Origin of the sequence: Streptomyces sp. NPDC002463 (assembly GCF_042889835.1) — a bacterium.
Lineage (GTDB): Bacteria > Actinomycetota > Actinomycetes > Streptomycetales > Streptomycetaceae > Streptomyces > Streptomyces nymphaeiformis.
On the sequence record NZ_JBIARL010000013.1, the window covers coordinates 286,896 to 302,513 of the forward strand.

General features: G+C 72.6%; 16 protein-coding genes. 4 read left to right on the forward strand and 12 right to left on the reverse strand.

Features of this window, described 5'->3' with window-relative positions; genetic code table 11:
- Window positions 1–187: 187 nt before the first annotated feature.
- The 8 genes from ACFYX3_RS26505 to ACFYX3_RS26540 form a co-directional block, all read right to left on the reverse strand.
- Window positions 188–1,531, reverse strand: coding sequence for a sulfate adenylyltransferase subunit 1 (locus ACFYX3_RS26505; RefSeq protein ID WP_376591087.1), 1,344 nt, complete (start codon window positions 1,529–1,531; stop codon window positions 188–190).
- Window positions 1,531–2,466, reverse strand: coding sequence for a sulfate adenylyltransferase subunit CysD (cysD, locus tag ACFYX3_RS26510; RefSeq protein ID WP_376591089.1), 936 nt, complete (start codon window positions 2,464–2,466; stop codon window positions 1,531–1,533). The genes ACFYX3_RS26505 and cysD overlap by 1 nt, the downstream gene beginning before the upstream one ends.
- Window positions 2,463–3,041 (reverse strand): adenylyl-sulfate kinase, encoded by a 579-nt coding sequence (gene cysC / locus ACFYX3_RS26515; protein WP_389018058.1) that lies wholly within the window; start codon window positions 3,039–3,041, stop codon window positions 2,463–2,465. Before cysC ends, cysD begins: the two co-directional genes overlap by 4 nt.
- Window positions 3,041–3,754: a phosphoadenylyl-sulfate reductase gene (locus ACFYX3_RS26520; protein WP_389018061.1), complete on the reverse strand. Its 714-nt coding sequence runs from the start codon at window positions 3,752–3,754 to the stop codon at window positions 3,041–3,043. The genes cysC and ACFYX3_RS26520 overlap by 1 nt, the downstream gene beginning before the upstream one ends.
- Window positions 3,751–3,930 (reverse strand): hypothetical protein, encoded by a 180-nt coding sequence (locus ACFYX3_RS26525; RefSeq protein ID WP_376591095.1) that lies wholly within the window; start codon window positions 3,928–3,930, stop codon window positions 3,751–3,753. The genes ACFYX3_RS26520 and ACFYX3_RS26525 overlap by 4 nt, the downstream gene beginning before the upstream one ends.
- Complete coding sequence (locus ACFYX3_RS26530; RefSeq protein ID WP_376591097.1) at window positions 3,927–5,624, reverse strand: nitrite/sulfite reductase; 1,698 nt, start codon at window positions 5,622–5,624, stop codon at window positions 3,927–3,929. Before ACFYX3_RS26530 ends, ACFYX3_RS26525 begins: the two co-directional genes overlap by 4 nt.
- A gap of 136 nt (window positions 5,625–5,760) precedes the next feature.
- Window positions 5,761–5,844, reverse strand: a complete 84-nt coding sequence (locus tag ACFYX3_RS26535; protein WP_351188065.1) for a putative leader peptide — start codon at window positions 5,842–5,844, stop codon at window positions 5,761–5,763.
- A gap of 145 nt (window positions 5,845–5,989) precedes the next feature.
- A complete protein-coding gene (locus tag ACFYX3_RS26540) occupies window positions 5,990–6,559 on the reverse strand; it encodes a GNAT family N-acetyltransferase (RefSeq protein WP_359516143.1) in 570 nt (189 codons plus the stop codon).
- A gap of 221 nt (window positions 6,560–6,780) precedes the next feature.
- On the opposite strand from ACFYX3_RS26540, the gene ACFYX3_RS26545 reads away from it, so the two are divergent.
- Entirely contained in the window at window positions 6,781–7,842 is a 1,062-nt protein-coding gene (locus tag ACFYX3_RS26545) for a hypothetical protein (protein WP_389018066.1), read from the forward strand.
- A gap of 35 nt (window positions 7,843–7,877) precedes the next feature.
- Here the strand turns inward: ACFYX3_RS26545 and ACFYX3_RS26550 are convergent, their stop codons facing one another.
- Together ACFYX3_RS26550 and ACFYX3_RS26555 are read right to left on the reverse strand one after the other, a co-directional pair.
- On the reverse strand, window positions 7,878–9,173 hold the full coding sequence (locus tag ACFYX3_RS26550) for a GAF domain-containing protein (RefSeq protein ID WP_389018069.1): 1,296 nt from the start codon (window positions 9,171–9,173) through the stop codon (window positions 7,878–7,880).
- 295 nt (window positions 9,174–9,468) lie between these two features.
- On the reverse strand, window positions 9,469–11,106 hold the full coding sequence (locus ACFYX3_RS26555; protein WP_389018072.1) for an acyl-CoA dehydrogenase family protein: 1,638 nt from the start codon (window positions 11,104–11,106) through the stop codon (window positions 9,469–9,471).
- Between the two features lie 17 nt (window positions 11,107–11,123).
- Between ACFYX3_RS26555 and ACFYX3_RS26560 the strand changes: the two genes are divergently transcribed.
- Together ACFYX3_RS26560 and ACFYX3_RS26565 are read left to right on the forward strand one after the other, a co-directional pair.
- The gene (locus tag ACFYX3_RS26560) at window positions 11,124–12,248 is read left to right on the forward strand and encodes a YihY/virulence factor BrkB family protein (RefSeq protein ID WP_389018075.1); all 1,125 of its coding nucleotides are present in this window, start codon (window positions 11,124–11,126) and stop codon (window positions 12,246–12,248) included.
- A 15-nt stretch (window positions 12,249–12,263) separates the two neighbouring features.
- Entirely contained in the window at window positions 12,264–13,001 is a 738-nt protein-coding gene (locus tag ACFYX3_RS26565) for a helix-turn-helix domain-containing protein (protein ID WP_389018078.1), read from the forward strand.
- On the opposite strand, the gene ACFYX3_RS26570 is transcribed toward ACFYX3_RS26565, so the two are convergent.
- Window positions 12,935–13,351, reverse strand: coding sequence for a VOC family protein (locus ACFYX3_RS26570; RefSeq protein WP_376591111.1), 417 nt, complete (start codon window positions 13,349–13,351; stop codon window positions 12,935–12,937). The two genes, ACFYX3_RS26565 and ACFYX3_RS26570, sit on opposite strands and share 67 nt — an antisense overlap.
- 101 nt (window positions 13,352–13,452) lie before the next feature.
- Between ACFYX3_RS26570 and ACFYX3_RS26575 the strand changes: the two genes are divergently transcribed.
- The gene (locus ACFYX3_RS26575; protein WP_389018081.1) at window positions 13,453–13,662 is read left to right on the forward strand and encodes a hypothetical protein; all 210 of its coding nucleotides are present in this window, start codon (window positions 13,453–13,455) and stop codon (window positions 13,660–13,662) included.
- Here ACFYX3_RS26575 and ACFYX3_RS26580 read toward each other — a convergent pair.
- The coding region (locus tag ACFYX3_RS26580) for a PA domain-containing protein (RefSeq protein WP_389018083.1) at window positions 13,637–15,618 on the reverse strand (1,982 nt) is incomplete at its 5' end. The two genes, ACFYX3_RS26575 and ACFYX3_RS26580, sit on opposite strands and share 26 nt — an antisense overlap.

Sequence of the window (15,618 nt, forward strand, 5' to 3'; positions counted from 1 at the left end):
AACTTCTCAGCGAAGTCTGCGTTTATGTCGTTCGGGGTGGAGCGGGTGGAGCCGTGTCGCACCGCCGGCGCGGCGCATCGAGGTCAGCACGCACATCGCGCGACACCTCCCATGCCCGAACCGAGGGCGCCGGAGCCGATCCGGCCGCCCTCCTTCGCGAAGGTGGCCCAGAAGTTCTGACCCGTCATCAGAAGTCCCACCCTTCTTCCTCGTCCACCGCGGCGACGGCCTTGGTCGTGGCGAAGGACTCGCCCGCCATGCCGGCTGCGAGCGTGGTGCCGTCCGCCGGGTCGATCAGCAGGAACGAACCCGTACGGCGGGAGTCGGCGTACGCGTCGAGCGCGAGCGGCTCGGCGGTGCGGACCACGACCCGGCCGATGTCGTTGGCGACCAGCTGCCCGGGGTTCGGGTGCTGGGAGAGGTCGTCGAGGGTCAGCCGCGAGGGGATGTCCTTGACGATCGCCTTGACCGTGCGCGTGGTGTGCTTGAGCAGGACCCGCTGGCCGACGGCGAGCGGCTGGTCCGCCACGTGGCAGACCGTCGCCTCGACGTCCTGGCTGGTGGCCGGGGCGTCGGCGCTCGGCGCGAGCAGGTCGCCGCGCGAGATGTCGATGTCGTCGGCGAGCCGGATCGTCACCGACTGCGGCGCCCAGGCGATGTCCACGGACTCTCCGAGCGCGTCGATCGCGGCGATCTTCGACTTCTTCCCCGACGGCAGGACGGTGATCTCCTCGCCGACCCGGAAGGCACCGGCCGCGATCTGACCGGCGTAGCCCCGGTAGTCGGGGTGCTCGGCGGTCTGCGGGCGGATCACGTACTGCACCGGGAAGCGGGCGTGGCAGGCCGTCAGGTCGTGGCTGACCGGGACGGTCTCCAGGTGCTCCAGGACGGTCGGGCCGCCGTACCAGTCCATGTTCGCGGACGGCTCCACGACGTTGTCGCCGGCGAGCGCCGAGATCGGGATCGCGGTGATCTCCGGGACGCCGAGCTCGGAGGCGTACGTCGTGAACTCCTCGGCGATCGCGGCGAAGACGGACTCCTGGTAGTCGACCAGGTCCATCTTGTTCACGGCGAGGACCACGTGCGGGACGCGGAGCAGCGCGGCGACGGCGGCGTGCCGGCGGGTCTGCTCGACGACGCCGTTGCGGGCGTCGACCAGGACCACGGCCAGCTCGGCGGTGGAGGCGCCGGTGACCATGTTCCGGGTGTACTGCACGTGCCCGGGGGTGTCGGCGAGGATGAACCGGCGGCGGGGCGTCGCGAAGTAGCGGTACGCCACGTCGATCGTGATGCCCTGCTCGCGCTCGGCCCGCAGACCGTCGGTGAGGAGCGCCAGGTCGGGCGCCTCCTGGCCGCGGGAGCGCGAGGCGTGCTCCACGGCCTCCAGCTGGTCGGCGAGGACCGACTTGGAGTCGTGGAGCAGCCGGCCCACCAGGGTGGACTTGCCGTCGTCGACGGAGCCGGCGGTGGCGAAACGCAGCAGGGTGGTGGCCGCCAGCTGGTCGGACAGCTGCTCGGTGGACGTGCTCATTAGAAGTACCCTTCGCGCTTGCGGTCTTCCATCGCGGCCTCGGACAGCTTGTCGTCGGCCCGGGTGGCACCCCGCTCGGTGAGGCGGGAGGCGGCGATCTCGGCGATGACGGCGTCCAGCGTGGTGGCGTCGGAGTCGACGGCGCCGGTGCAGGACATGTCGCCGACGGTGCGGTAGCGGATCAGCCGCTTCTCGACCGTCTCCGACTCCTTCGGGCCGCCCCACTCGCCGGCCGTGAGCCACATGCCGTTGCGGGCGAACACCTCGCGCTCGTGGGCGAAGTAGATCTCGGGGAGCTCGATCTTCTCCCGCTGGATGTACTGCCAGACGTCCAGCTCGGTCCAGTTGGAGAGCGGGAAGACCCGGACGTGCTCGCCGGGGGCGTGCCGGCCGTTGTAGAGCTGCCACAGCTCGGGGCGCTGGCGGCGCGGGTCCCACTGCGAGAACTCGTCGCGCAGGGAGAACACCCGCTCCTTGGCGCGGGCCTTCTCCTCGTCGCGGCGGCCGCCGCCGAAGACGGCGTCGAAGCGGTGCTGCTGGATCGCCTCGGTCAGCGGGACGGTCTGCAGCGGGTTGCGGGTGCCGTCGGGGCGCTCGCGGAGCTTGCCGGCGTCGATGTACTCCTGCACGGAGGCCACGTGCAGGCGCAGCCCGTGCTGGGCGACGACCCGGTCGCGGTACTCGATGACCTCGGGGAAGTTGTGCCCCGTGTCGACGTGGAGCAGCGTGAAGGGGACCGGCGCCGGGGCGAAGGCCTTCAGCGCCAGGTGCAGCATGACGATGGAGTCCTTGCCGCCGGAGAAGAGGATCACCGGCCGCTCGAACTCGCCCGCCACCTCACGGAAGATGTGGACGGCCTCGGACTCCAGGGAGTCGAGGTGCGACAGCGCGAACGGACTGTCCGTGGTGTCGTGAGCATGGGCAACGGTGGTCACAGCAGACCCCTCTCGGTGAGCAGCGCGTGGAGCTGCGCCGCGGACTCCTGCACGGTCTGGTTCTGGGACTCGATCCGCAGATCGGGGTTCTCGGGCGCCTCGTACGGGTCGTCGACGCCGGTGAGGCCGCTGATCTCGCCCGCGGCCTGCTTGGCGTAGAGGCCCTTCACGTCGCGGACGGAGCAGACCTCGACCGGGGTGGCCACGTGGACCTCGACGAAGGCGGTGCCCTCGGTCTGGTGGCGCTTGCGGACCGCCTCGCGGCTGTCGTTGTACGGGGCGATGACCGGGACCAGGACCTTCACGCCGTGCGAGGCGAGCAGCTCGGCGACGAAGCCGATCCGCTGCACGTTCGTGTGGCGGTCCTCGCGGCTGAAGCCGAGGCCCGCGGAGAGGAACTCGCGGATCTCGTCGCCGTCGAGGATCTCGACGCGGTGGCCCTCGTCGCGGAGGCGGCCGGCCAGCTCGTACGCGATGGTGGTCTTTCCGGCGCTCGGCAGGCCGGTGAGCCAGATGGTGGCACCGGTCACGTGGTTCTCCTGGGAGGTGTGGGAGGTCTGAGGGGTGGGGGTCATCAGCCGTGCAGTCCGCATTCGGTCTTGGTGCGGCCCGCCCAGCGTCCGGCGCGGGCGTCCTCGCCCTCCAGGACGCGGCGGGTGCAAGGGGCGCAGCCGACGGAGGCGTACCCGTCCATGAGGAGCGGGTTGGTGAGGACACCGTGTTCCGTGACGTAGGCGTCGACGTCGTCCTGCGTCCAGCGGGCTATGGGGGAGACCTTCACCTTCTGCCGCTTCTCGTCCCAGCCGACGACCGGGGTGTTCGCCCGGGTCGGGGACTCGTCGCGGCGCAGGCCGGTGGCCCACGCGCCGTACGCGGTGAGGCCCTCCTCCAGCGGCTTGACCTTGCGCAGCGCGCAGCACAGGTCGGGGTCGCGGTCGTGGAGCTTCGGACCGTACTCGGCGTCCTGCTCGGCCACGGTCTGACGCGGGGTCAGGGTGATGACGTCGACGTCCATGACGGCGTCCACGGCGTCCCGGGTGCCGATGGTCTCCTCGAAGTGGTAGCCCGTGTCGAGGAAGACGACGTCCACACCGGGCTTCACGCGCGAGGCGAGGTGGGCGACGACGGCGTCCTCCATGGAGGAGGTCACGCAGAAGCGGTCGCCGAAGGTGTCCACGGCCCAGCGGAGGATCTCCAGGGCGGAGGCGTCCTCCAGGTCGCGGCCGGCCTGCTCGGCGAGTGCCTTGAGGTCGGCCGCGGTCGCGTCCTTCAGCTGATCGTTCGTCATATGCCTTCCCTCCCGGTGGAGTTGCCCGGAGTCGCCGGGGCGAGGAGCCCCAGGAACTTCAGCTGGAAGGCTCGACTGCACGCGGCGCACTCCCATGCGCCGTGACCCTGCTCGTTGGGACGCAGGTCCTCGTCCCCGCAGTAGGGGCAGAAGAAGGGGGCCGCACGCTCGCTCATGAGAGGGCCTCCTCCGAAGCGCGGGCCGCCCAGGTCGCGAAGCGCTCGCCGGTCTCGCGCTCCGCCTGGAAGCGCTTGAGGACCCGCTCCACGTAGTCCGGCAGCTCGGCCGCCGTGACCTTGAGGCCGCGGACCTTGCGGCCGAAGCCGGCCTCGAGGCCGAGCGCGCCGCCCAGGTGCACCTGGTAGCCCTCGACGCGGTTGCCCTCGTCGTCCAGGACCAGCTGGCCCTTGAGGCCGATGTCCGCGACCTGGATGCGGGCGCAGGCGTTCGGGCAGCCGTTGATGTTGATCGTCAGCGGCTCGTCGAACTCCGGGATGCGGCGCTCCAGTTCGTCGATGAGCGAGGAGCCGCGGCCCTTCGTCTCGACGATCGCGAGCTTGCAGAACTCGATGCCGGTGCAGGCCATCGTGCCGCGTCGGAACGGCGAGGGGGTGACCCGCAGATCCAGCGCCTCCAGGGCGGAGACGATGGACTCGACCTGCGCCTCCTCGACGTCGAGGACGAGCATCTTCTGCTCGGCGGTGGTCCGGACCCGGCCGGAGCCGTGCGCCTCGGCGACCGCGGCGATCTTCGTCAGGGTGGCGCCGTCGACCCGGCCGACACGCGGCGCGAAGCCGACGTAGAACTTGCCGTCCTTCTGCTTGTGGACGCCGACGTGGTCGCGCCAGCGGCCGGCGGGCTCCGCGGGGGCGGGGCCGTCGGTCAGCTTGCGCTTGAGGTACTCCTCCTCCAGGACCTGGCGGAACTTCTCCGGGCCCCAGTCGGCGACGAGGAACTTCAGGCGGGCGCGGTTGCGCAGCCGGCGGTAGCCGTAGTCGCGGAAGATCGAGATGACGCCCTCGTAGACGTCGGGGACCTCGTCGAGGGAGACCCAGGTGCCGAGGCGGACGCCGAGCTTGGGGTTGGTGGACAGACCGCCGCCGACCCACACGTCGAAGCCGGGGCCGTGCTCCGGGTGCTCCACGCCGACGAAGGCGATGTCGTTGATCTCGTGCGCCACGTCGAGCAGCGGCGAGCCGGAGACCGCGGACTTGAACTTGCGGGGCAGGTTGGAGAAGTCCTTGTTGCCGACGATCCGGCGCTGGATCTCGTCGATGGCGGGGGTGCCGTCGATGATCTCGTCGGCGGCGATGCCGGCCACGGGAGAGCCGAGGATGACACGCGGGGTGTCACCGCAGGCCTCGGTGGTCGACAGGCCGACCGCCTCCAGGCGGTTCCAGATCTCGGGGACGTCCTCGATGCGGATCCAGTGGTACTGGACGTTCTGCCGGTCCGTGATGTCGGCCGTGCCGCGGGCGAACTCCTCGGAGATCTCGCCGATGACCCGGAGCTGCTCGGTGGTCAGCCGGCCGCCGTCGATGCGGACCCGGAGCATGAAGTACTCGTCGTCCAGCTCCTCCGGCTCCAGCACGCCCGTCTTGGTGCCGTCCAGACCCTGCTTGCGCTGGGTGTAGAGGCCCCACCAGCGCATGCGTCCGCGCAGGTCGTTGGGGTCGATGGAGTCGAAGCCGCGCTTCGAATAGACCGTCTCAATACGTGTCCGCACATTGAGACCGTCGTCATCCTTCTTGAACTGCTCATTGCCGTTCAGGGGGGTGAAGTGCCCCACCGCCCACTGACCCTCGCCACGGTGGCGCCCGGCCTTGCGGCGGGCGGCGGCGGGAGTGGGGTTTTCCGGGGTGGCGGCCATGGCGTTTTGTCCTTCGGGACTGCGAGAGGGCGGCTCTGACCTGCACACTCGCGCTCAGGTCAGAGGGTGGCGCGTCAGTGCGCAGCAGGGTGGGGCAGAGTCGGGCTATCAGGAGATCGCGGCGGTGCTGGTTCTCTCAGCGCGCCGAACAGATGGCGCTGGACATGCGGCCGAGGTCGACGTGCCGCCGACTCACCAAGGCAATTCCAGTTCCAGACATGACGGAAGCGTGTCACGGGACTTTGGACCCAGTCCAGCATCGTCCATTATGCGGACGTAGTCGTCTCGCACGTCGAGACGGTGTGCTCCAGGTCACGCGAAAGGGGCCCTGTTCAGGGCCCCTTCGGCGGATCGGTGGGTACGGCTCAGGCGTACGCGCCCGGCCAGGGACCCGGGGTCTCCGACTCCTCGGCCTCCTCCACCTTGGTGTCGAACAGCCGGAAGCCGCGCCGCTCGTAGTTGGCCATGGCGTGCGGCCCGTCGAGCGAGCAGGTGTGCAGCCAGACGCGCTTCGTGGGCTCACGGTCCGGCCAGCGCTCGGCCAGGTCCCAGGCGCGCGCCGCCCCGTAGGAGAGGAGGTGGCCGCCGATCCGGCGCCCCCGGAAGGCCGGGATCAGGCCGAAGTAGACGATCTCCACCACGCCGTCGTCCTGCGGGTCGAGCTCCACGTACCCCGCCGGCGTCCCCTTGTCGTACGCCACCCAGATCTCGGCGCCCGGCTTCTCCACGATCTCCTGCCACTGCTTGTACGTCAGCGACAGCCGGTCGGACCAGCGGATGTCGCCGCCGACCGCCGTGTAGAGGAAGCGGCTGAACTCCGCCGAGGGCACCTCGGCGCGCCGGATCGCCACGTCGTCGCCCTCCGGCGGGGTGGCGGGCCGGAGGTCGGACGGCGAGGTCTGTTCGAGGGACCAGGTGGTGAGAGTGATGCTCATGGGGTCATCGCATCATGCGGAGCGCCGGATTCCCACCCTGTTCGGTACCGGCGGACAGGCTGTCCGCCATGCGGACAGACGGTGTCGCCCCGTGCCGCCTCCCGGCATGACCTCGCCATGACCTCAGAGGTAATCGACCCCCGCACCGCCCTCCCGGCAGGGTGAGCGCACCGGGACGGCACACGGCCGCACCCGGCGGTGAACGACACGAGGGATACGACATGGGTACGGGTCGACGTGGTCTGGTGGGCATCGCGATGGCGACGGCGATCGTCGCGGGAGCGGCGGTCACCGTGACGACGGCCGAGGCGCGGCCGGGCGGCACGGCCGCGGCGGGGCGGGGCGACTGCCCGGCGGCGCGGGAGAAGGTGGACCGGCTCGAAGGCCGCATCACCCCGAACGCCTGCGCCTTCATGGAGAGGCAGATCACGTTCGGCGAGATGCCGACCGGCACGCCGCCCGCGCCCGGCGACCTGACCCACCCCCGGGTCCGCGCCTACCTCGACATCTTCGACCCCGAGGCCACCCTCTGGGAGGCCGGCAGCGACCCGCAGCGCGGCCTCACCACGATCGGCACCTCCATCACCGGCTCCCTGCGCCTCGCACCCGGCCTCGCCTACCGGGGCACGGACGTGGTCGCCGACGGCAGCACCGTGATGTTCGGGCAGTGGAACGAGGTCACCCTCAAGGGCCACACCATCGCCTATCCGCAGATCGCGCGGAACGTCCTCGGCGACGAGGGCCGCACCCTCCAGGCCCGCCGCTACTACGACCGGGCCGTCCTCTTCCAGGACACCCTGCCGGAGGCGGCGCCGGCCCCGCTCTTCGCGGGGATCAAGGACGCGGGTTCACCCGGGGAGGCGGACGACGCGCAGCCCGCGGCCGGCTTCCGACCCGGCGAGATGCCGGAGCGTCTCGCCGCCTGGAAGGCCGAGGACGCCGACGCACTCCTCGCCCGCACCCGCGGCGCGCGGCTCAGCGGCCCCGGGCTCGCCGCCCCGCTCGCCACCGAGGCCGGCAAGCGCGCCTACCTGGAGCGCCTCTTCGCCACCGCCGACCTCCACCTCAAGGCCGGCCAGGTCGCCGCCGGCGAGACCACCACCTATGTGGAGTGGTACGGGACCGTCGACGTACGCGACGGCGACGTGACCCGTACCGGCATCCCCTTCGGCATCGTGGAGCGCTTCGGCCCGGGCGGGGAGTGGGAGCTGTACTTCGACACCCTGCCGCTGGTCGCGGACCAGCGTGAGATCGGCACCCTCTTCCAGAAGCTCCTCTCGTAGGGCGGAAGCTCCTCCCGGAGGGCCGATCGCGCCGATCAGGCCGGGCTCGCCGCGCGGACGGCGGGGGCGGTGGAGTGCGGCAGGAGGTCCGCGGGACGCTCCGGGCGCAGGACCTCCACCGCGACCTCCTCCCGGAAGCGGTACGGGCGGTGCGCCAGGACCCCCGCCAGGTTCCGCCGCACCCGGGACATCTCCGCCCGCACGGTCACCGTCCTCGTACGGTCGCCGAAGACGTCGTCGGCGAGCTCCGCCGCCGTCCGGCCGTCGCGGTGCAGCGCCAGTACGTAGAGGAGCTCCGCGTGCCGGGGGCTGAGCTCCTGCTGCCAGCTGCCCGCCGCCCCGGACACGGCCACCGTCCAGCGCCGCGGCCGGCTCAGGTCCAGGACCACCCGGCTCGCCGCCGCCTCGGAGCCGGGCTCCTCGGGCCGGGACTCCTCCTCCACCCGCAGCAGCCAGCCGCCCGGCAGCGGCTCCACCGCGCACACCCCGAGCGAGGGCAGCCAGACCCGGCCGACCCGGAACGACTTCGGCAGCGGGATCCGGTCCACCGGCGCGAGCCCGGTCACCGCCGCCGTCCAGCCGTGGTCGTCCACCGCGACGGCCCGGCCGCCCACCCGGCACAGGATCGGGGCCGCCACCGCCCGCAGCCGTTCGATCGACCGGCGGTGCCGCTCCCGCATCTCGGCCTCGGCGAGCTGCGCGACCGAACCGACCAGGGCCAGCATCGCCGGATGGAAGCTGGACGCGGGACCGGACACGTCCAGGATCCCGAGCAGCCGCTGGTCGCGCGGATCGTGCACGGGCGCGGCGGCGCAGGTCCAGTTGTGCAGCGTCTGCACGTAGTGCTCGGCGGAGTGCACCTGCACGGCACGGCCCAGGGCGAGGGCCGTGCCGACCGCGTTCGTCCCGGTGGCGTGCTCGGCCCAGGCCGCGCCCTCCTCCAGGCAGATGCCGTTCGCCTGCCGCAGGACGGCGAGGTTGCCCTGGCGCCACAGCACCCGGCCGTGCTCGTCGGTGACCACCATGATCTGGAGGGAGGCGTCGGCGATGCCGGCGATGCCGCCGCTCAGCGTCTGCATCACCTCGGAGAGGAGCGTGGTCCTGCGCCGCTTCTCCAGCTCGTCCCGCTGGAGCAGGACGGTGCTGGTGCTCTGGTCCGGGTCGAGGCCGAGCCGGGCCATCCGCTGCCAGGACGCGTCGATCACCGGGCGGGGCGCGATCGGGGGCGTGCGGCCGGCGAGGGTCTCCTCGCGCACCCGGTGCAGCAGCCGGCTGGCCTGGGCGGCGTCCATGGCGGCGAGCCGCTTCATGTCGAGCTGCGTGTTCTTCATCGGTCTCTCCCAGCCACCCGGGTGCTGTATCGGTTCTGCACGGGGCAGATGTCCGGAGTGTCGGTGCCCATCGTGCCGTCCGGGACCACCCGGCGAGGCCCGGTTCGGGTAATCCTGCAACCCTTTGCAACTCTGGCGAACGACCGGCCTTCTGAGTGAGGGTGGTGCGAGCGGCGGGTGGTGCCGTGTCGGCGCAGCACCACCCCCGCTTTTCCGCGCGTACCGACCTGACCGAGCACGACACCCCGTCAGGTCCACCCCTGGTACGCGCGGCACAGCACTCCCGTACGACCCCTCACACCACGGCGCGCGCCCGCTCCACCACCGCCCGCAGGTCCAGCGTGTGCGGGAGCGTCCCGAACGCCGCGCCGCCGTCCCCGCCGAGCCGCGTCGCGCAGAACGCGTCCGCCACCTCCGGCGGAGCCCACCGCACGAGCAGCGCCCCCTGGAGCACGAGCGCGAGCCGCTCCGTGAGCCGCCGGGCCCGCGCCTCGATCCCCTCCAGGTCCGCCAGTTCGACGAGCAGCCCCCGGATCGCCCGGTCGAGCCGGTGGTCGGCGCCCCGCGCGGCCCCCACCTCCCGCAGCAGCGCGTCCAGGGCGGCGGGCTCGGTCCGCAGCGCCCGCACCACGTCGAGCGCCTGCACGTTCCCCGAGCCCTCCCAGATGGAGTTGAGCGGCGACTCCCGCAGCAGCCGGGGCATCCCCGACTCCTCCACGTACCCGTTGCCGCCGAGGCATTCGAGGGCCTCCGCGACGAGGGGCGTACACCGCTTGGTCACCCAGTACTTGGCCGCCGGCACGGCGATACGGAGGAGGGCCAGCTCCTCCGGAGTCCCGGCGTCGTAGGCCGCTGCGAGACGCATGCCGAGGACTGTCGCCGCCTCGGACTCGATCGCGAGATCGGCGAGTACGTTCCGCATCAGCGGCTTGTCGACGAGCGGCCCGCCGAAGGCCGAGCGGTACGAGGCGTGGTGCACGGCCTGCGCCACCGCCTGCCGCATCAGCGCCGCCGAGCCGAGGACGCAGTCGAGCCGGGTCGCCGCGACCATGCCCATGATCGTCCGGATCCCGCGCCCCTCCTCGCCGACCCGGTGCGCCCAGGTCGTCCCGTCGAACTCCACCTCGGCGGAGGCGTTCGACCGGTTGCCCAGCTTGTCCTTGAGCCGCTGGAGGGCGAACGCGTTGCGCGAGCCGTCCGCGAGCACCCGGGGCACCAGGAAGCAGGTCAGCCCCGCCGGGGCCTGCGCCAGCACCAGGAACGCGTCCGACATCGGCGCCGAACAGAACCACTTGTGCCCCGTCAGGACGTACTCGCCGTCGGCCGCGAGCGGCCGGGCCTCCGTCGTGTTCGCCCGGACGTCGCTGCCGCCCTGCTTCTCCGTCATCGCCATCCCGAGCAGCACGCCCGGCTTCTCCGCGACCGGACGCAGCTCCCGCTCGTACACGTGCGAGAGCGCCGCCGGCTCCCACACCGCCGCGAGCTCCGGCTCGGCGCGCAGCGCGGGCACCGCGGCGTGCGTCATCGACACCGGGCAGCCGTGCCCCGCCTCCGCCTGCGACACCACCAGGAACCCGGCGGCTCGCCGCACATGACCACCCGGACGGCCCCACGCGTCCGTGAGCCCGGCCGAGACCGACCGCCCCAGGAGCCGGTGCCAGGCCGGATGGAACTCGACCTCGTCGATCCGCCGCCCGTACCGGTCATGCGTCCGCAGCCGCGGCGGATCCCCGTTCGCCTGCTCCCCCCACTCCCGCACCTGCGCCGAACCGCTCGCCCGGCCCAGCAGGCTCAGCTCCTCCCGCGCCTCCGCGAGGAGGCCCGGATCGAGATGCCGCTCGACCGCCTCCGCCAGCGCCGGGTCGCTCGTGAAGACGTCGTACCCCACCAGGGGCGGAGCCTGGTTGGTCACGGTGTGGGTGCTCGGTGCCATGCCGATACGGTAAGCAGGTGCAGGCAGCAAGAGAAACACCCGATCGGCCCGAGCGGCGGCCCTGGAGCAGGCTCCACCGTGCGCGCGTCCTCTACCGCAACGTCTCGAAGCGGAAGATGGCCTGGCTGCTCCTCAAGGACACCGTCAACTCGTGCATCGAGTACCGGATCCTCGGTCTCGCCGCCGAGGCCGCGTTCTTCACGCTGCTGTCGCTGCCGCCCCTGCTGCTCGGTCTGATCGCCGTCCTCGGCTACGCCGACGACTGGACCAACACCGACACCGTCGCCAGCATCCGGGAGAACATCCTCCACGCTGCCGCCACGGTCCTCTCCGACCGGGGCGTCCACGAGATCGCCGAGCCGCTCCTCGACGACATCACCCAGGGCAAACGGCCCGAGCTGATCTCCCTCGGCTTCGCCATCGCCCTCTGGTCGGGCTCGCGCGCGGTGAACGTGTTCATCGACACCATCACCGTCATGTACGGACTCGACGGGCGCCGCGGCATCGTCAAGACCCGGCTCCTCGCCCTGCTCCTCTACATCGTGGCGCTGCTCATCGGAGCCGTCGTGCTGCCCCTCGCGGTGGTCGGCCCGGACCGGGTCGTCGAACTCGTCCCCTGGGGCACCGAGGTCGTCGCCGTCCTCTACTGGCCGGCCGTCATCCTGCTCTCCATCGCCTTCCTCACCACGCTCTACCACGTCTCCGTGCCCGTCAGATCGCCGTGGATCGAGGACATCCCCGGCGCCCTCGTCGCGCTCGGGATGTGGGTCCTCGGCAGCTTCCTGCTGCGCGTCTACCTGACCAGCCAGGTCGAGGGCCCGACGATCTACGGCTCGCTCGCCGCGCCCATCGCCGTCCTCCTCTGGATCGGCGTCTCGGCCTTCGCGGTCCTCGTCGGCGCCGCCGTGAACGCCGCCATCGACCGCGTCTGGCCCTCCGTCGCCACCGCCGCCGCCCGCGAGGCCAACGAACGGGCCCGCGCCGTCCAGGCCGCCGAACTCGTCGCCCGGGTGCGGGCCGAGGCGGAGGACGTCGACGAGGACGACCCGGACATGCCGTCCGAGTTCCCCGAGCGCTGGTCCAAGTTCCTCCCCCCGGACGACGTGAAGTCCCGCCTCCACTCGGGCCGGGAGAAGGACTGACCCTAGGCTGGAGGGATGTACGAGGAGCGCCCCGCCCTGCTCGACGGGGCCGTGCTGTGGACCCGGACCGCCACCGGGCCCACGGCGGAGCGGCCCGTCCTGCCCGACGGCTGCATGGACCTGATCTGGGCCGACGGCAGCCTCCTGGTCGCCGGACCCGACACCCACGCGTACGTTCCGGGCGAGTTCGCCGCGCGGTACGCGGGCATCCGCTTCGCCCCCGGCGACGCCCCCGGTCTCCTCGGCGTCCCCGCCCATGAACTCCGCGACCGGCGGGTCGCCCTCGGCACGCTGTGGGGCGAGGCGGCCGCACGCCGGCTCGGCGAGCGGATCACCCAGGCCCCCGACCCGGCCGCGGCCCTGGAGGAGCTCGTCCTGCGCCGGGCCGCCGAGGTCCCGGGACCCGACCCGCTGCTCCGTGCCGTCGTGGCGCGCCTCGCGGCGGGCCGGCCGGTCGCCGAGACGGCCGAGGCGGTCGGGCTCGGCGCCCGGCAGCTGCACCGGCGCTCCCTCGACGCCTTCGGCTACGGGCCCAAGACCCTCGCCCGCGTCCTGCGCCTCCAGCGCGCACTCGCCCTGGTCCGGGCCGGGGTGCCGTACGCGGAGGCCGCCCTGCGCGCGGGCTGCGCCGACCAGGCCCACCTCGCCCGGGAGACCCGGGCGCTCGCGGGGACGACCCTGAGCGCCTACACGGCCTCGGTGTCCGCGAAGAGCGAGACGCCGCTGCCGTCCGGGTCGAGGACCACCGCGTAGCGCTGCCCCCACACGGCGTCCCAGGGCTTCAGGTGCCCTCGATGCCCGGCGGCGACCAGCTCCTCGTACACCGCGTCCACGTCCGCGGGCTCGGCGCACCGGAAGGCGAGCTCGACCCGGTTGCCGCCCGCCGGGCGCGTCCAGCCGGGATCGAAGGAACGGACGACGTCCTCCGTGTCCCAGGCGATCCGCAGCCCGCCGGGCAGCGCCGCCTCCACGTGCGGGGCGGACTCGGCCCCGGCCGGGATGTCCAGGCCGAGGCGCCGGTAGAAGGCGAGCGAGGCGGCCATGTCCGAGACGACGAGGCCGACGAGGTCGAAACGGGGAGTGATACGGGGTGCGGTGTCCATGAGGGCACGGTAGGCAGGGCGTGCGCGGCCGGTCTTGTACGAATCGGACGCGGGCCCCGGGGGCCTCCCGCACGGTCCGACCCGGCGGCTACTGCCGGGCCATGAGCACGCGCGTACGGACGGAGGTCCTGGCCCCGGGCCTGCGGTCCTCGACGCCGGGCACTCCGGCCCTGCTGCTCACCGGAGTGTTCACGGCGGTCCTCCTGGCCCTGCTCGCCGCGGCCCGGGACGGGAGCCCCGCCGGGCGCCCGCCCACGAGGGGGGACGCCCGGCGGGGCCTCGGGATCAGCGGACGTCGTAGGCGCGGGTGACCGTCTGGCGGACGGAGTTGCCGTTCGCGTCGGTCAGTTCGGCCCGCAGGGTGACCTGCCTGCCGGAGGCGGCCGAGTGGTCCACGGTCGCGGTCCACACGCCGTCGCGCTGGGCGACCGGGGCCTCGGTCCAGGTCGTCCCACCGTCGTACGAGTACGACAGCGTGGCGGAGACGAGAGCCGCGGGGGTGTAACCGCCGTGGCCGGTCGCGGTCAGGGTGATCTTCTGGCCGGCCTCGGCGGCGAGGGTCTTGGCGCCGTCCTCGGGCAGTTCGTACCGGGGGAAGAGGAGCGGGACGGCCTGGGAGTAGACGTTCTCGTCGCGTGCGGAGCGGAACCGCCAGACGGTGTCGACCGCGGTCGACCGCTGCCAGACCTTGGCCGGCGCACTGATCTTCTGGATGAACTGCTCCAGTTCGTACGAGCCCTCCTCCGCCGGGACGTCGAAGACCCCGTAGGGGTAGACGGACCGGCCGATCTCCTGCCCGTCCCGGCGCAGACGGAGGTTGCCGATGTCACCGAACGATCCGGCCTCGCCGTAGTGGGCGCCGTCGCCCCACATCGCGGTGGAGACGCCGATCAGGTCGCCCTGGCGTTCGGCGGCCAGGCGCGGAGCGCCGGAGGGGTCGATCGGGGCGCGCGGGGCGACGACGCCGTCGTACCAGGCTTCCTCGCGCCGCTCTCCCGCCGTGTACGCGTGCGGTGCGGCGACCATGGCCTCGCCCCAGGGGAAGCTGCTGGAGAGGTAGCGCTGCCAGGTGGTGTCGCCGGGGGTGAGGAAGTCGGTCCGGGTGCCGGGCACCGCGACGCTGTCGAAGGGCATCAGCACCCGCGAGCCGTCCGGTCGGCCGGCCAGCACGGCGTCGATGTAGTCGGTGGCGACGCCCATGGAGTGGTACGTCGACGTGTTCCGGCCGAGGCGGTCGTCGTCGACGCGGTACGCACGGTCCTCGTCGATCTCGCCGCGCTGCGGGAAGGCGAGGGTGTACGTGTACGGGCTCTTCGCGGTGGCCTTCCAGCGGAGCGTGACCCCACCGGTCGCCAGCCGCTCCAGCAGGGCCCCGGCCTCGGCGGACTCGACGGCGAGGACCGGGAATTCGGTGGCGGTGCCGATGGCGGGCAGCCAGCGGCCGGGGGCGGTGCGGTAGGCGAGGACGGCCTTGGCACCCGCGGCCTTGGCGTTGCGGGCCTGCAGGGCGACGCTCGTCGTGCCGTCCGGGATCCGGACCAGGGCGATCCGGCCCTGGACACCGGCGGCCGCGAGCTCCTCGACCGTGCCGGACTTGGCGTCGACGAGGGGCGCCTCGCCCGTTCCGTCGAGGTTGACCGAGCCCGTCGAGGCGGTGACGGGATGCAGGCTCTCGCCCCCGGCGACGGCGAACTCGGAGATCTGCGGCGCCGCGGCCCGCCAGTAGCTGGTGAACTCGAAGTCCCCGTCGCTCGCCTCGCCCTCGACGGAGGCGTAGTAGCCGCGGACGGTCCGGCCGCCGGAGAGGGTCCCGGAGTGCCCCCAGGTGTCGTCCCAGGACCGTGCGAAGCCCAGCATCCCGCTGCGCACCTCGGTCGGGCGGTCGGTGCGCAGCCGCAGCCGGTGGGCCTGGCGGGCGTCGAGGACGACGGTGGTGTCCTTCGTCAGCTCGATCTGCGGGCGGCCCAGGTACGTGATCGAGTCGACGAGCCCGGCACCCTCGCCGGCGTCGGGGGTGACGACGTAGCCGGACAGGAAGTAGCTGCCGGCGCGCAGCCGGTACGTCTGCTCCGCCGCGCCGCCGTTGTAGCGGCGCTCGCCGTTGGCGGTGTCGGTGCTGACGACGTCCAGCGAGGAGGCGCCCGTGGCCGGCTTGCCGAGTCGGTCCACGGTCTTGACCCGCAGGGTGACGGTCTCGGGCTCCACGTACAGGGAGAACGGGGTGGAGACGTGGATGCCGCCCGGGCCGGTGGCGACGACGCGGCCGG

What these genes read in the sequence shown, in the direction of transcription:
- ACFYX3_RS26540 (WP_359516143.1), bottom strand. Translation starts at nt 6,559, where the DNA reads ATGAGCATCACTCTCACCACCTGGTCCCTCGAACAGACCTCGCCGTCC.
- ACFYX3_RS26520 (WP_389018061.1), bottom strand. Translation starts at nt 3,754, where the DNA reads ATGACGAACGATCAGCTGAAGGACGCGACCGCGGCCGACCTCAAGGCA.
- cysC (WP_389018058.1), bottom strand. Translation starts at nt 3,041, where the DNA reads ATGACCCCCACCCCTCAGACCTCCCACACCTCCCAGGAGAACCACGTG.
- ACFYX3_RS26530 (WP_376591097.1), bottom strand. Translation starts at nt 5,624, where the DNA reads ATGGCCGCCACCCCGGAAAACCCCACTCCCGCCGCCGCCCGCCGCAAG.
- ACFYX3_RS26570 (WP_376591111.1), bottom strand. Translation starts at nt 13,351, where the DNA reads ATGGACACCGCACCCCGTATCACTCCCCGTTTCGACCTCGTCGGCCTC.
- ACFYX3_RS26575 (WP_389018081.1), top strand. Translation starts at nt 13,453, where the DNA reads ATGAGCACGCGCGTACGGACGGAGGTCCTGGCCCCGGGCCTGCGGTCC.
- ACFYX3_RS26565 (WP_389018078.1), top strand. Translation starts at nt 12,264, where the DNA reads ATGTACGAGGAGCGCCCCGCCCTGCTCGACGGGGCCGTGCTGTGGACC.
- ACFYX3_RS26555 (WP_389018072.1), bottom strand. Translation starts at nt 11,106, where the DNA reads ATGGCACCGAGCACCCACACCGTGACCAACCAGGCTCCGCCCCTGGTG.
- ACFYX3_RS26550 (WP_389018069.1), bottom strand. Translation starts at nt 9,173, where the DNA reads ATGAAGAACACGCAGCTCGACATGAAGCGGCTCGCCGCCATGGACGCC.
- ACFYX3_RS26505 (WP_376591087.1), bottom strand. Translation starts at nt 1,531, where the DNA reads ATGAGCACGTCCACCGAGCAGCTGTCCGACCAGCTGGCGGCCACCACC.
- ACFYX3_RS26545 (WP_389018066.1), top strand. Translation starts at nt 6,781, where the DNA reads ATGGGTACGGGTCGACGTGGTCTGGTGGGCATCGCGATGGCGACGGCG.
- ACFYX3_RS26525 (WP_376591095.1), bottom strand. Translation starts at nt 3,930, where the DNA reads ATGAGCGAGCGTGCGGCCCCCTTCTTCTGCCCCTACTGCGGGGACGAG.
- ACFYX3_RS26535 (WP_351188065.1), bottom strand. Translation starts at nt 5,844, where the DNA reads ATGTCTGGAACTGGAATTGCCTTGGTGAGTCGGCGGCACGTCGACCTC.